Annotated in this window: 1 protein-coding gene and 1 pseudogene (1 of these 2 only partly in view); both read left to right on the top strand. The window is 72.1% G+C overall.

Annotated elements, in window-relative coordinates; translation table 11 throughout:
* Positions 1-10,735, top strand: a pseudogene (locus OV427_RS48310) (non-ribosomal peptide synthase/polyketide synthase) (its annotated part extends 4,633 nt beyond the left edge of the window); the annotation flags it as partial.
* Complete coding sequence (locus OV427_RS50940; protein WP_420718389.1) at positions 10,715-16,621, top strand: amino acid adenylation domain-containing protein; 5,907 nt, start codon at positions 10,715-10,717, stop codon at positions 16,619-16,621. The pseudogene OV427_RS48310 and the gene OV427_RS50940, both read left to right, overlap by 21 nt.

The raw sequence follows: 16,621 nt of genomic DNA, 5'->3' as shown, positions 1-16,621 counted from the left end.
TGCAGCAGGGCATCCTCTTCCACCACCTCCAGGAGGACGTGGCACAGCCGTACTTCAATCAAATCACCTTCGAGCTGGAGGGCGCGCTCGACGTCGAGGCCTTCATCCAGGGGTGGCGGCAGGCAGCCGCGCAGCACCCCATCCTCCGCACCGCCTTCTTCTGGGAGGGGCTGGACAGGCCGCTCCAGGCGGTGATGCGTGAGGTGGAGCCTCCGGTGAGCGTGGAGGACTGGCGCACGGTGCCCGCGCCCGAGCGCGAGGCGCGGCTGGCCGCGTTCTTCGCGGAGGACCGGCGGCGTGGCGTGGTGCTATCCCGCGCGCCGCTGTTCCGGCTCACGCTGCTGCGCACCGGCGAGCGCGTGTGGCGCGTGGTGTTCAGCCTCTCGCACATCCTGCTGGACGGGTGGTCGGTGCCGCTGGTGATGCGCGACGTGCTCACCCGCTATGAGGCTGTGCGGCGCGGGCTGACGCCCCCTCGGCGGGACGTGCGCCCGTACCGGGACTTCATCGCGTGGCTGGCGCGGCAGGACCTGGGCGCCGCGCGCGACTTCTGGCGCAAGTCGTTGGCGGGCTTCACCGAGCCCACGCGGGTGGACCTGGGCGGCACGCCCCGAGAGGGCGGCCGGCGCGAGCTGCAGCTCCGCCTGGGCATGGACGACACCGCGACGGTGGGCGCCTTCGCGCGGCAGCAGGGCCTGACGCCGGGCACGCTGGTGCAGGCGGCATGGGCGCTGTTGCTCGGGCGCTACAGCGGCAATGACGATGTGGTCTTCGGCGTGACGGTCTCCGGGCGGCCCGCGGCGTTGGCCGGTGTCGAGGGCATGGTGGGCATGTTCATCAACGCCATCCCCGTGCGCGTGCGGCTGTCGCCGTCCCAGCCGGTGGGAGCGTGGCTGAAGGCCTTCCAGGCGTGGTTGCTGGAGGCGCGGCAGCACGAGCTGGCGCCGCTGGTGGAGGTGCGTCGCTGGAGCGACGTGCCCCCGGGCCAGCCGTTGTTCGAGAGCCTGGTCATCTTCGAGAACTATCCGGTGGACGCCGCGCTGAACGCGCCCTCGGACGAGCTGTCCGTGCGCGACGCGCGCTCGCTGGAGATGGACCACCATCCGCTGACGCTGACGGCGATGCCGGGCCGCGAGCTGCTGCTCCAGCTCGCCTACGACTCCGGCCGCTTCGACGCGGCGGCCATCCAGCGGATGATGGCGCACCTGCGCAACCTGCTGGTGGGCCTCGCCGGTGATGCGGCCCGGCCGGTGGCCGAGTTGCCCATGCTCTCCGAGGAGGAGCGGCGGCGGGTGCTCGTGGAATGGAACGTCCCTTCCACCGACTTTCCGGCCGCGCCCATCCACCGGCTCTTCGAGGCGCAGGTGGCGCGGACGCCTGACGCCGTGGCCCTCGCCTTCGGGGACGCGCGGCTCACCTACGCGCAGCTCGACGCGCGAGCCAACCAACTTGCGCGGCATCTGCGTGCGCTCGGCGTGGGGCCCGACTCGCGCGTGGCCGTGCACCTGGAGCGCTCGCTGGAGCTGGGCGTGGCCCTGCTGGGCGTGCTCAAGGCAGGGGGCGCCTATGTGCCCCTGGACCCGGCGTATCCGCACGAGCGCCTGACGTACATGCTGGAGGACTGCGGGGCCCGGGTGCGGGTGACGGAGTCGCGGCACGCGGAGGCACTCGCGCGCGACGGCGTGGCCGTGGTGTGCGTGGACACGGACGAAGCGCGGCTCGGGGCCCTGGATGGCGGCGACCTGCCCGGCGGCGCGGAGGCAGAGAGCCTCGCTTATGCAATCTACACGTCCGGCAGCACCGGCCGCCCCAAGGGGGTGATGGTGCCGCACCGCACGGTGGCCAACTTCTTCACGGCCATGGACGCGCGGCTGGGGCCCGTCGAAGGAGGAGTGTGGCTCGCGGTGACGAGCATGTCCTTCGACATCTCGGTGCTGGAGTTGCTGTGGACGCTGGCGCGCGGCTTCCAGGTGGTCGTGCAGGGCGACATGGGGACGCGCACGTGGTTCGCGGAGTCCGTGCTGCGTCACGGGGTGACGCACTTCCAGTGCACGCCGTCGATGGCGCGCGCGCTGAGCCATGAACCCGAGTCCGCGAAGGCACTGGGGCAACTGCGCCAGCTCCTCGTGGGCGGCGAGGCACTGCCGCCGGAGCTGGCCCGGGCCTTGCGCGAGCGCGTGCCCGCACTGCACAACATGTACGGTCCGACGGAGACCACCATCTGGTCCTCCACGCACCCGGTGAACGAGGTGACGGGCCCGGTGCCGCTGGGCACGCCCATCGCGAACACGTCGCTGTACGTGCTCGACGAAGGACTGCGGCCCGTGCCCGTAGGCGTGGCGGGCGAGCTGTACATCGCGGGTGAGGGCGTGGTGCGCGGCTACTGGCGCCGTCCGGGGCTGACTGCGGAGCGCTTCCTGCCGGACGCATTCGGCGCGCGTCCCGGCGGTCGCATGTACCGCACCGGAGACAAGGCCCGCTGGCGCGCGGACGGCACGGTGGAGTTCCTCGGGCGCGTGGACTTCCAGGTGAAGGTGCGCGGCTTCCGCATCGAGCTGGGGGAGATTGCGTCCGTGCTGGCTCAGCACCCGTCCGTGCGCGAGTCGGTGGTCGTCGCGCGGGAGGACGTGGCCGGGGATGCGAGGCTGGTGGCCTACGTCGTCCCCACGTCGCCGCCGCTCGCGGTGGAGGCGGTGCGGGCCCATGTCCAGAAGCAGCTGCCCGGGTACATGGTGCCGTCGGCCTTCGTGGCGCTGGAAGCGCTGCCCCTGACGCCCAACGGCAAGGTGGACCGCAAGGCCCTGCCCGCGCCGGACCTGGGAAGCGCGGCGCGCGAGGGCTACGTGGCTCCGCGCACCGCCACCGAGCAGGCACTGGCGGGGCTCTTCGCGGAGGTGCTGGGCCTGGAGCGCGTGGGCCTGCGCGGCCACTTCTTCGAGCTGGGCGGACACTCGCTGCTCGCCACGCAGCTCGTCTCGCGGGTGCGTTCCACCTTCGACGTGGAGCTGCCGCTGCGGGCCCTCTTCGAAGCCCCGAGGCTCGCGGACCTCGCCGCGAGGATTGACGCAGTCCGGCCGGGGGACGGCGCACCCGCCATCGTCCCCGTGCCGCGCATGGGCGCGCTGCCGCTGTCCTTCGCGCAGCAGCGGTTGTGGTTTATCGACCAACTGGAGCCCGGCACCGCCACCTACAACCTTCCCGCCTTCGTCCGGCTGGAGGGTGCGCTGGACGCGGACGTCCTGCACCGCGGTCTGCGCGAGCTGGTAACTCGCCACGAGTCGCTGCGCACCACCTTCGTCGTGGACGCCGCGGGCAGGCCCGTGCAGTACGTCACGTCCGACGTCCGGCTCCCGCTGGAGCACGTGGACCTGAGCGGCCTGACGCCGGAAGAGGGAAGGGCGGAGACCCGTCGACGCCTAGAGGCGGAGGCGCGGAAGCCCTTCGACCTCACGACGGGTCCGCTCGTGCGCGCGCTGCTGTTGAAGCTGGGCGGGCACGAGCATGTGCTCGTCCTGAACCTGCACCATATCGTCGCCGACGGCTGGTCCCTGGGCGTGCTGGTGCGCGAGGTGGCCGCGCTGTACGAGGCCCTGTCCTCGGGCCGGCCCTCTCCGCTTCCGCCGCTGTCCATCCAGTACGCGGACTACGCGGTCTGGCAGAATCAGTGGCTGGAAGGGGCGGTGCTCGACGCACAGCTCGCGTGGTGGCGGGAGCAGCTCGCGGGAATCTCTCCGCTGGAGCTGCCCACGGACAGGCCCCGCCCGCCGGTCAGGACCTTCCACGGCGCGCAGGTGCCGGTGGTCCTGTCTCCCGCGGTGGCCGAGCGGGTGAACGCCCTCTGCCAGCGGGAGGGCGTGACGCCGTTCATGCTGCTCCTTGCCACGTGGCAGGTGCTGCTCTCCCGCTACTCGGGACAGGAGGATGTCAGCGTCGGCTCGCCCATCGCGGGGCGCCAGCGCGGCGAGCTGGAAGGGCTCATCGGCCTCTTCGTCAACACGCTGGTGATGCGCTCGCGCGTGGGCGCACGCCTGTCCTTCCACGACGTGCTGAAGCAGGTGAAGGAGGCGGCACTGGGCGCCTATGCACACCAGGACCTGCCCTTCGAGCGACTGGTGGATGCGCTGAAGCCGGAGCGCGACCTGAGCCGCAATCCGCTCGTGCAGGTGCTCTTCGCGCTGCAGAACACGCCGCTGCCGGCGCTGCGGCTGCCGGGGCTTTCGCTGAGCCCGCTCCAGGTCGACGACCTTCCGGTGAAGTTCGAGCTGGAGCTGAACCTCGCGGAGTCGGACGGGGGCTACTCCGGCTTCCTCGGCTACAACACCGACCTGTTCGAGGCCACCACCGCCCGTCGCATGGTGGAGCACTTCCGCGTGCTCGTGGAGTCCGTGGTCGACCGGCCCGATGCGCCGCTGGCCTCCGTGTCCATGCTCACCGGGGCCGAGCGCCGGCAGGTGCTGGTGGACTGGAACGCCACGGCGTCGGAGTACCCCCGGGGCCGCACGCTGCCCGAGGTGTTTGCCCAGGTGGTTGCGCGACATCCGGACAAGGTGGCGGTGGAGTTCGAGGACGAGCGGCTCACCTACCGGGAGCTGGACGCCCGCGCCAACCAGCTCGCGTGGTTCCTGCGCAGCATGGGTGTGTCCACCGACTCGCGAGTGGCCATTGCCCTGGACCGCTCGCTGGAGCTGGTGGTGGCGCTGCTGGCCATCCTCAAGTCGGGCGGCGCATACGTGCCGCTGGATTCGTCCTACCCGCGCGAGCGGCTCGCGGCGATGGTGGAGGACGCGCGTCCGACGGTGCTCCTCACCACGGACAACCTGCGGCTCGGCATGCCCACCGGGGGGATGCGCACGGTGCTGCTGGACGAGCTGTCCCTGGCGGGCCAGCCGACGTCCGCGCCTCCCGTCACCGCGCTGCCCGAGAGCCTGGCGTACATCGACTTCACCTCCGGCTCCACGGGCCGGCCCAAGGGCGTTGGGACTCCGCAGGCCGCAGTGCTGCGCACCGTCTTCGGCGTGGACTACGCGCATCTCGGCCCCGACGAGACGTTCCTCCTCATCGCGCCCATCTCCTTCGACGCCTCAACGCTGGAGCTGTGGGGCCCGCTGCTGCACGGCGGGCGACTGGTGGTCTTCCCACCCGGCCCACCGTCCGACGTGCACGAGCTGGAGTCGGTGCTGGTGCGGCATGGCGTGACGACGCTCCACCTCACCGCGGGCCTCTTCTCGCAGATGGTGGACAGCCACCTCGAGGGCCTGCGCACGGTGAGGCAGCTCCTCACCGGTGGCGACGTGGTCTCCGCGCCGCACGTGCGCCGCGTCCTGGAGACGCTGCGCATTCCGGTGACGGCCTGCTACGGGCCCACCGAGACGACGCTGTTCGCCTCCTGCCACCGGATGACGCGGGTGGAGCAGGTGGAGGGTGGGGTGCCCATCGGCCGCCCCATCGGCAACACGCGGGTGTACGTGCTGGACGCGCAGGGCCAGCCAGTGCCCGTGGGCGTCACGGGAGAGCTGTTCATCGGCGGTGACGGCGTGGCGCGCGGCTACGTGGAGCAGCCGGCCCTCACGGCGGAGCGCTTCGTGCCGGACGCCTTCTCGAGCGTGCCCGGCGCGCGCCTGTACCGCACGGGAGACCTGACCCGCTGGCGGAAGGACGGCGTGCTGGAGTTCCTGGGCCGGGCCGACGCGCAGGTGAAGGTGCGCGGCTACCGCATCGAGCTGGCGGAGGTGGAGTCCGCGCTGCGAAAGCACCCGGACGTGGCCGAGGCGGTGGTGGTGGCGCGCGCCGCCACGGCCAGCGACAAGCACCTGGTGGCATACGTGACGCCGCGAGAGGGCTGCGTGCTGGAGCCTGACGTCCTGCGTGACGTCCTGGGCAGCGCCCTGCCGGAGTACATGGTGCCGTCGGCCTTCGTGGTGCTGGAGGCCCTGCCGCTGACGTCCCAGGGCAAGGTGGACCGCAAGGCCCTGCCCGCGCCGGACTTCGCGTCCAGCGCACGCGAGGGCTACGTGGCCCCGCGCACCGCCACCGAGCAGGCGCTGGCCAGCGTCTTCGCGGAGGTGCTGGGACTGGAGCAGGTGGGCCTGCACGGCCACTTCTTCGAGCTCGGCGGACACTCGCTGCTGGCCACGCGCGTCGTCGCCCGCCTGCGCGCCACGCTGGGCATCGAGCTGCCCATCCGTGAGCTGTTCGAGGCCCCCACCGTCGCCGCGCTCGCGGAGAGAATCGACCGACGGGGCCGCACCGGTGGCGCCGGGGCCGCGCCGCCGCTGACGCCGAGGGCGGACCGGAGTGTCGCTCCGCCGCTGTCCTTCGCGCAGCAGCGACTGTGGTTCCTGGACCAGCTCGAGCCGGGGAGCGCTTTCTACAACGTGCCCGCGGCGGTGAGGCTGTTGGGCCCGGTGGACGCGAAGGTGTTGGAGCGGGCCTTCCGTGCACTGTCGCTGCGCCATGACTCGCTGCGCACGACGTTCCGCGCGGACCACGGCGTACCCGTGCAGGTCATCGCCCCGGAGCCGGTGCTCGACTTCCGCGCGGTGGAGCTGGGCACGCTGCCGGCCTCCGAGCGCGAGGCCGAGGCACGCCGGCAGGTGGAGCAGGAGGCGCTGCGTCCCTTCAATCTGGAGCGCGGGCCCCTGTTCCGGGCGGCGCTGGTGACCCTGTCGCCCGAGGAGCACGTGCTGGTGCTGGTGCTGCACCACATCGTCTCCGACGGCTGGTCCGCGGGCGTGCTCGTCCGAGAGCTGGCGGCCCTCTACGACGCCTTCACGCGCGGCCTGCCGGCGCCGCTGCCGGCGTTGCCCGTGCAGTACGCGGACTACGCGGTGTGGCAGCGCGGCTGGCTCCACGGAGAGGTGCTGGAGGCGCAGCTCGGCTGGTGGAAGCAGCGGCTCGCCGGTGCGCCGCCGCACCTGGAGCTGCCCACGGACCTTCCGCGCCCGCCCGTCCTCTCACGTCGAGGAGTCCGGGTGCCGGTGCGCCTGTCGCGGCGATTGAGTGACTCGCTCAATACGCTGGCCCAGCGCGAGGGGGCAACGCCCTTCATGCTGTTGCTTGCGGCGTACCAGACGGTGCTGGCGCGCTACTCCGGGCAGGAGGACATCGTCGTCGGCTCGCCCATCGCCGGCCGCCGGCACGCGGAGACCGAAGGACTCATCGGCTTCTTCGCGAACACGCTCGTCCTGCGCGCGCGTCCGGAAGGTACGCTGTCGTTCCGCGAGCTGCTGCGGCAGGTGCGGGAGATGACGCTCGGTGCCTACGAGCACCAGGACATCCCCTTCGAGAAGCTGGTGGAGGAGCTCCAGCCGGCGCGTGACCTAAACCGCTCCGCGCTCTTCCAGGCCCTCTTCGTCCTGCAGAACGCTCCGGTGCAGGAGGTGAGCCTGCCCTCACTGACCTTCCGGTCCATGGACGGCGTCGGTGGGGAGCTGGCCAAGTTCGAGCTTGGCCTCGACCTGTCCGAGACAGCCGAGGGCTTCCAGGGCCACCTGCAGTTGAGCGCCGACCTCTTCACGGAGGCCACGGGCCTGCGCATGGCGCGGCACTTCGTGGTGCTGCTGGAGGCCATCGCCTCCAACCCGGAGCTGCGCCTATCCGAGCTGGACCTGCTGACGCCCGCCGAGCGCGAGCAGGTGCTGCGCGAGTGGAACGACACCGCGGTGGACGTCCCGGTGGACTCCACCTTCCACCACGCCTTCGAGCTCCAGGCGGCCCGGACTCCCGACGCGCCCGCCGTGTCCTTCGAGGAGTCCGTCCTCTCCTTCGCGCAGCTCGACACTCGGGCCAACCAGCTCGCGCACCATCTGCGCGCGCTGGGCGTGGGTCCCGACGTCCCCGTGGCGATGTGTTTCGAGCGCGGCGTGGACATGGTCGTGGCCCTGCTGGGCGTGATGAAGGCCGGAGGGGCCTACGTGCCCATGGACACGGCGTGGCCCGTGCAACGGCGGGATTTCACGCTCCAGGACTGCGGCGCTCCGGTACTCCTGACCCACCGGCATCAGGTGGATGGGTGGACGCCCGCGGTGCCTCGCGTGTTGTTCCTCGATGCGGCGGATGCGCTGCCGGGCTCGCTGCCCTCGCACGCCCCCGCGCCGGCTGTCTCCGCCGACAACCTTGCGTACGTCATCTACACGTCCGGGAGCACGGGCACGCCCAAGGGCGTCATGGTGCGGCACCGCTCGGTGCTCAACCTACGCCACGCGCTGGCGCGCACGGTGTACGCCGGCCAGACCTCGGGGCTGCGGGTGAGCGTCAACGCGCCGCTGGCCTTCGACGCCTCCGTGAAGCAGCTCGTTCAGCTGCTCGACGGCCACTGCCTGTGCATCGTTCCCGAGGTTCCCCGCCAGGACCCGGAGGCCATGCGGGGCTGGCTGCGGCGGCACCGCGTGGACGTGCTGGACTGCACCCCGTCGCTGCTGCGGTTGCTGGTACGGGACGGCCTGCTGCGAGACGCGAGTGCTCCGCGCCTGTTGGTGCCCGGCGGTGAGGCCATCGACGAGGCGCTGTGGCGGGAGCTGGCCGCCGCGCCTCGCACGCGCACCTTCAACGTCTACGGCCCCACCGAGTGCACCGTGGACGCCACTGCCTTCGCGGTACGGCCCGGCACCCGTTCCACGCTGGGCGGGCCGCTGTCCAACGTGCGGCTGTACGTGCTGGATGCGCACTTGCGGCCGGTGCCGCCAGGCGTGCCCGGAGAGCTGTTCATCGCCGGAGCGGGCCTGGCGCGTGGCTACCTGCGCCGGCCCGCGCTCACGGCGGAGCGCTTCCTGGCGGACCCGTTCAGTGCCACGCCGGGCGCGCGCATGTACCGCACGGGCGACCGGGTGCGGTGGCGCGACGACGGCACGCTGGAGTACCTGGGCCGCACCGACTTCCAGGTGAAGCTGCGCGGCTTCCGCATCGAGCTGGGAGAAATCGAGTCCGCGCTGGCGCAACACCCGGCGGTGCGCGAGTCCCTGGTGCGGGTGCGCGAGGACGTGCCCGGCAACCCGCGCCTCGTGGCGTACTTCACCCACCAGGACGCCGCGCCGGATTTGGCCGCCCTGCGTGCCTTCCTCAAGCAGCGACTGCCGGAGTACATGGTGCCCACGGCCTTCGTGCCGCTGGACGCGTTCCCCCTCACGCCCAACGGCAAGGTGGACCGCGCCGCACTGCCCGTACCGGATGGCGCTTCCTCCGGTGCCGCCTACGAGGCTCCTGCTACTCCCATCGAGGAACAGCTCGCGGCCATCTGGGCCGAGGTGTTGCGGGTGGAGAAGCCCGGCCGCCACGACGACTTCTTCGCACTGGGTGGCCACTCGCTGTTGGCCACGCAGGTGGTGTCGCGCGTGCGGAGCACCGTGGGCGTGGAGCTGCCGCTGCGAGAGCTGTTCGAGTCGCCCACCGTGGCCGGGCTCGCCGTGCGCGTGGAGGCCCTGGCGGGCGCGTCCTTGCAGGCGCCGCCGCTGGTGCCCGTGCCGCGTACCGGCGCACTGCCGCTGTCCTTCGCGCAGCAGCGCCTGTGGTTCCTCGACAGGCTGGAGCCGGGGAGCGCCTTCTACAACATGCCCGTCGTGCTCTGGCTGGAGGGCACGCTGGACGTGAACGCGTTGGAGCGCGGCCTGACGGAGCTGGTGCGCCGCCACGAGGTGCTGCGCACCACCTTCCAGGACGGCCCCGTCCAGGTCATCCACCCGCCCGCGCCCGTGTCCCTGCCCGTGGTGGACCTGACCTCGCTGCCCGAGGGCGCACGCGAGGCCGAGGCCCGGCGGCTGGCGTACGAAGAAGCACGGCGTCCGTTCGACCTGACGCGCGGCCCGCTGCTGCGCGCCTCGCTGGTGCGGGTGTCCGAGTCCCGGCACCTGCTGCTGGTGATGATGCACCACATCGTCTCGGACGGCTGGTCCATGGGCGTGCTGGTGCGCGAGTCCGCGACGCTCTACGCGGCCTTCCGCGAGGGCCGTACTCCCGAGCTGCCCGAGCTGCCCGTGCAGTACGCGGACTACGCGCTATGGCAGCGCGAGTGGCTCCAGGGTGAAGCACTGGAGGCGCAGCTCTCCTGGTGGCGCGAGCACCTCGCGGGCGCTCCGCCGGTGCTGGAGGTGCCCACCGATTTCCCCGTCCTGCCGTGCAGGGACGGCAGGGCGCCATGCTCACACGCGTGCTGCCGCGCGAGCTGGCGGCCTCGCTCCACGCGCTGTGTCGTCGTGAAGGTTCCACCTTGTTCATGGCCCTGCTGGCGGGCTTCGAGGTGGTCCTCTCGCGCCACTCCGGCCAGGAGGACTTCGTCGTCGGCACGGACATCGCGAACCGGAACCGGGCGGAGACGGAGGGGCTCATCGGCTTCTTCATCAACCAGCTCGCCATCCGCGCGCGACTGGAGGGCGACCCGTCCTTCCACGAGCTGCTGGGCCGCGTGCGGCGGGCCACGCTCGGTGCCTATGCGCACCAGGACGTGCCCTTCGAGGAGGTCGTCCGCGCGCTCAACCCGGAGCGCAGCCAGGGCCACGCTCCGCTGTTCCAGGTGAAGTTGGTGCTCCAGAACCAGCCCGTCACCGAGCTGACGGTGCCCGGCCTCACCCTGCGCGGCGAGCCGGTGGACGCGGGCACTTCGCGCCTGGACCTGACACTGTCCATGGCGGAGACGGCCCGGGGTCTGGAGTGCGCCTGCGAGTACCGCACGGACCTCTTCACGGAAGAGACGGTTGCTCGGCTGGTGCGACACCTGGGCACGGTGCTGGAGGCCGCGGCGGCCCGGCCCGAGGCACCTGTGTCCACGCTCTCCCTCCTGTCCTCGGAGGAGCGGCGCCAGGTACTGGTGGAGTGGAACGCCACGGAGCGGGACTTCCCCCGCGACGCGTGCGCGCACCACCTCTTCGAGGCCCAGGCGGCACGCGCGCCCGACGCGGTGGCCGTGCGCTTCGAGGGCCAGTCGCTCACGTATGCGGCGCTCGAGGCACGGGCCAACCAGCTCGCGCATCACCTGCGCGCGCTGGGCGTCCGGCCAGACGTGCCGGTGGCGCTGTGCGTGGAGCGCTCGCTGGAGACGGTGGTCGGCATCCTCGGCATCCTCAAGGCCGGTGGCGCCTGGGTGCCCCTGGATGCGAGCCAGCCGGTGGAGCGACTTACGTACATGCTGCGCGACAGCGCGGCACCGGTGCTCGTCACCACGGAGGCCCTCGCTGACGAGCTGCCCTCGGCGGGTGGGCAGCTCGTACTGCTGGACGCGGACGCGGCGCTCATCGACTCGCGGCCCACGACGGCTCCCGAGAGTGGCGCGAGCGCGGACAGCCTCGCCTACGTCATCTACACGTCGGGCAGCACGGGGCGTCCCAAGGGCACGCTGCTCCAGCACTGGGGCCTGTGCAATACGGCGCTGCGGGCGGGTACGGCCATGTCGCTGCGGCCCGGCAGTCGCGTGCTGCAGTTCTTCTCCATCGGCTTCGACGCCTCCGTGTGGGAGCTGTTCGGCGCGCTGCTCTCCGGCGCCACGCTGGTGCTCGCCCCGAGGGAGCGCCTGCTGCCAGGCGAGCCGCTGCGCACGCTGGCCCGCGAGGAGTCCATCTCCGCCGTCACCCTGACGCCGTCGGTGCTGGCGCAGGTGGCTCCGGAGGACTTCCCGGCGCTGGAGACGCTCGTCTCCGCGGGAGAGGCCCTCACCGCCGAGGTGGTGGAGCGCTGGGGTGGCCGCGTGCGGCTGCTCAACGCGTATGGCCCCACGGAGGTGACGGTGTGCGCCTCCATCTCCGAGCCGCTGCGGCCCGGGGATTCGCTGAACATCGGCCGGCCCTGGGCCAACCTCCAGGTGTACGTGGTGGACGCGGCGCTGCACGCGCTGCCCGTGGGCGTGCCCGGAGAGCTGTGCGTCGGCGGCTTGGGCCTGGCGCGAGGCTACCTGGGCCAGTCGGCCCTCACGGCCGAGCGCTTCGTGCCGGACCCGTTCTCGGGCACGCAGGGGGCGCGGCTGTACCGCACGGGAGACCGGGCGCGCTGGCGGGCCGACGGAACGCTGGAGTACCTCGGTCGCACGGACCTCCAGGTGAAGCTGCGCGGCTTCCGCATCGAGCCGGGCGAGGTGGAGTCCGCCCTGGCGCGGCTCCCGGCCGTGCGTGAAGCGGTGGCCGTGGTGCGCGAGGACGTGCCCGGCGACAAGCGACTGGTGGCGTACGTGGTGTCGGAGGAGGGGGCCCCGGTGGACGTGGCCTCGCTGCGCCAGGCCCTCAAGGAGCGGCTGCCGGAGTACATGGTGCCCTCCGCCATCGCCGTGCTGCCCGCCCTGCCGCTGACGTCCAACGGCAAGGTGGACCGCAAGGCGCTGCCCGCGCCGGAAGGGGCGCTGGCGGTCCGGGCCCGGGAGTACGTGGCGCCGCGCACCGCGCTGGAGGCACAGCTCGCCGCGCTCTGGACGGAGTTGCTGCACGTGGAGCGCGTGGGAGTCCACGACGACTTCTTCGAGCTGGGTGGCCACTCGCTGCTCGCCACGCAGGTGGTGTCGCGCCTGCGAAGCACCGTGGGCGTGGAGGTGCCCCTGCGCGTCCTCTTCGATGCGCCCACGGTGGAGGCGCTCGCCGTGCAGGTGGAGCAGGCGACGCGGAGCCTCGCGCTGCCTGCGCTCCGTCCCGTGCCGCGAGCAGGTCCGTTGCCGCTGTCCTTCGCCCAGCAGCGCCTGTGGTTCCTGGACAGGCTCCAGCCGGGTGGGGCGGCGTACAACGTGCCCACCGTGCTGCGCGTGGAGGGACGGCTGGACGTGGCGGCCCTGGAGCGCGCCTTCACGGAGCTGGTGCGCCGGCATGAGAGCCTGCGCACCCGCTTCCCGGACGAGGGCGGCGTCCCCGTCCAGGTCATCGCACCGCCGGGGCCTGTCCGGCTGGTGGTGACGGACCTGCGCGCACGCGAGGACCGCGAGGCGGAGGCACGGAGGCTGGCCCGCGAGGAGGCGGCGCGTCCCTTCGACCTGTCGCACGGGCCGCTGCTGCGCGTCTCGCTGCTGCGCCTCGCCGAGGAGCGGCACCTGCTGCTCCTCACGCTGCACCACATCGTCTGCGACGGCTGGTCCTCGGGCGTGCTGGTTCGCGAGCTGGAGGCCCTCTACCTGGGCTTCGTCTCGGGCAGGACTTCGACCCTGCCGGAGCTGCCGCTCCAGTACGCGGATTATTGCGTCTGGCAGCGGGAATGGCTGCGTGACGACGTCTTGGAGTCGCAGCTCACCTATTGGAAGGAGCAGCTGTCCGGGGCGCGGCATGCGCTGGAGCTGCCCACGGATTTCCCGCGTCCTCCCGTGCAGTCCTCCCGAGGCGCGAGCTTCGAGTTCCAGCTCACTCCCGAGCTGTCGCGCGGGCTCCAGTCCCTGTGCAGAGAGGAGGGCGTCACCCTCTTCATGGCCCTGCTGGGCGCGTTCCAGGTCGTGCTGTCGCGTCACTCCGGGCAGGACGACGTCGTCGTTGGCACGCCCATCGCGGGCCGACGCTTCGCGGAGCTGGAGGGGCTGGTGGGCCTCTTCATCAACACGCTCGCCCTGCGGACGCGACTGGATGGAGACCCGTCCTTCCGTGCACTGCTGGGCCGCGTCCGGGAGACGACTCTCGGCGCGCAGGCCCACCAGGACATCCCTTTCGAGAAGCTGGTGGAGGAGTTGAGGCCGCAGCGGGACCTGGGCCGGTCGCCGCTGTTCCAGGTGATGCTCATCCTCCAGAACACGCCCGACGTGGCGATGCCGGGCTCGCGCGGGGATGGCTCGCTCTCGCTTCATCCCGTCGAGGTGGAGAGCGACACCGTCAAGTTCGACCTCACCCTGGGCTTCGTCGAGACGCCCGGCGGTGTGCGCGGGCAGATTGGCTACCGCACGGACCTGTTCCGCGAGGAGTCCGTGCGCCGGCTGGTCGACCACCTGCGGGTGCTCCTGGAGGCCGTCACCGTCAGGCCGGAGCTGCGCCTGTCCGAGCTGCGCCTGCTGACCGCCGAGGAGCAGCGGCGGCTCCAGGTGGACTTCCAGGGGCGTGAGGAGGCGTACCCGCGCGACGTGTGTCTGCACTCGCTCATCGAGGCGCAGGTCGCGCGCACGCCGGACGCGGAGGCGGTGCGCTTCGAGGACACGGCGCTCAGCTATGCGCAGCTCGATGCTCGGGCCAATCAGCTCGCGCGGCATCTGCGCTCGCTGGGGGTGGGGCCGGAGGCGCGCGTGGGCGTGTGCCTGGAGCGCTCACTGGAGCTGGTGGTGGCGCTGCTGGGCGTGCTGAAGGCGGGCGGCGCGTACGTGCCGCTGGACCCGGCGTACCCTCGCGAGCGCCTGGCGTGGATGCTGGAGGACTCGGACGCCTCGGTGCTCCTCACTCAGCGGGGGTTGAAGGACGTGTTGCCCCCGCACTCCGCGCGGGTGCTGTGCCTGGATGGGGATTGGGACGCGATGGCGCGTGAGGACGCTTCACGTCTCACGCCGCTCGCGGGCCCGGACTCCCTAGCCTACATCATCTTCACCTCGGGGAGCACGGGTCGGCCCAAGGGCGCGATGAATGCGCACGCCGGCATCGTCAATCGCCTGCTGTGGATGCAGCGGGAGTACGGACTGACGTCGGCCGACACGGTGTTGCAGAAGACGCCGTTCAGCTTCGACGTGTCCGTGTGGGAGTTCTTCTGGCCACTGATGACGGGCGCGCGGCTGGTACTGGCGCGGCCCGGTGGGCACCAGGACCCCGCGTACCTCGTGCGACTGATGGAGCAGGAGCGCGTCACCACCGCGCACTTCGTCCCGTCCATGTTGCAGGCCTTCGTGGAGGAGCCCGGGCTGGAGCGGTTGACACACCTGCGCCGCGTGGTGTGCAGCGGCGAGGCGCTGCCCGCGCCCGTGGTCCGCCGCGCCCAGGCCCGCCTGCCGGTGGCGGAGGTCCACAACCTCTACGGCCCCACGGAGGCGGCGGTGGACGTGACGTACCACGCGTGCCCGAGAGGCGATGCGCGTGCTGTCGTGCCCATCGGCCGGCCGGTGGCGAACACGCGTGTCCATGTGGTGGACCGTCATGGGCAGCTCGCGCCGGTGGGCGTGCCCGGTGAGCTGCTCATCGGTGGCATCCAGGTAGGCCGGGGCTACTGGCGCCGGCCGGAGCTGACGGCGGAGCGCTTCGTGCCGGATGCGTTCTCCGGAGTCCCCGGGGCGCGGCTGTACCGCACGGGCGACCTGGCGCGCTGGCTGCCGGATGGCACGCTGGAGTACCTGGGCCGGCTCGACTTCCAGGTGAAGCTGCGCGGCTTCCGCATCGAGCTGGGCGAAGTCGAAGCCGCCCTGCGCGCTCACCCGGGCGTGGGTGAGGCGGTGGTGGTGGCGCGCGAAGATGGCCCCGGTGGAATGCGGTTGGTGGCGTACGTGGTGCCGACAGCCACGGGCTCCGAGGTGGAGGTGACGGAGCTGCGCACCTTCCTGTCGCAGCGGCTGTCCGCGTACATGGTGCCCTCCGCCTTCGCGGTGCTCAGGGCACTGCCTCTGACTCCCAGCGGCAAGGTGGACCGTAGGTCGCTGCCCGCGCCAGAGGACGGCGCAGCCACCTCGGGCTCCGCATACGAGCCTCCGCAAACGCCACTGGAAGAGGCCCTGGCCACGGTCTGGGCCCAGGTGCTGCGCATGGAGCCAGGGCGGGTGGGCCGGCGCGACGACTTCTTCGCGCTGGGGGGACATTCGCTGCTGGCCACGCAGGTGATGGCGCGGCTGCGCGAAGCCCTCGGCGTGGACGTTCCGCTGCGCGCGCTCTTCGAGGCGCCCACGGTGGAGCGGCTCGCGGCCTGGCTGGAGGGCGCGAGGTCCGACGGCCCCGCGCGCCACTGCGTGACGTTGCAAGCGGCGGGCACGGGCACGCCGGTGTTCCTCGTCCACGCGGTAGGCGGCGCCGTGGGGCCGTACCGCGAGCTGGCTCGGAAGCTGGGGCGGCCCGTCTACGGCTTGCAGGCCACGGGCCTCGACGGCCGCGAGCCTCCGCTGGACACGGTGGAGGCACTGGCCCGGCGGTACGTGGAGGCCGTGCGCGCGGTGCGGCCGGAAGGGCCGTACGTGCTCGGCGGCTGGTCCCTGGGCGGAGTGGTGGCCTTCGAGATGGCGCGCGAGCTGGAGCGCCAGGGCCAGCGCGTGGAACTGCTGGTGCTGCTGGACAGCTTCGCTCCGGCGGAGGGGATGTCCTCGCACGAGCCGGACGACACGCTGCTGCTGGCGGGAATGGCCATGGACCTGGCGCGCATGGCGGGCGCCGATCCGACGCTGCGGCCCGAGCTGCTCGAAGGACAGTCAGACGAGGAGCGACTCTCCCGGGTCGCCCGGCACGCCCGCGAGGCCGGCTGGCTTCCGCCGGAGGTGCGGGACGCGGACCTCCGCGCGTGGCGTGACGTGATGCGGGCGAACCTGCGCGCGCAGATGGCCTGGCGGCCCTCGGAGTATCGCGGACCCGTGCTGCTGCTGCGCGCGAAGGACTCGCAGCGTGAGCACGCCGTGGATGCGACGCACGGCTGGTCTCGCTGGGTGACGTCCCGCCTCATGGTGGAGGACGTGCCTGGAGACCACTACAGCGCGCTGCGCGCACCGCACGTGAACGCGGTGGCAACGCGACTCACGCGGCACCTCGATGAAGTCTCGGAGGAAGGCGGACAGCGCGGAGAAGGCTGA

The sequence above is a fragment of the Pyxidicoccus sp. MSG2 genome, from assembly GCF_026626705.1.
Lineage (GTDB): Bacteria > Myxococcota > Myxococcia > Myxococcales > Myxococcaceae > Myxococcus.
Note: the sequence above shows the minus strand (reverse complement) of the source record. Positions and strands in the feature narration are given on the sequence as shown.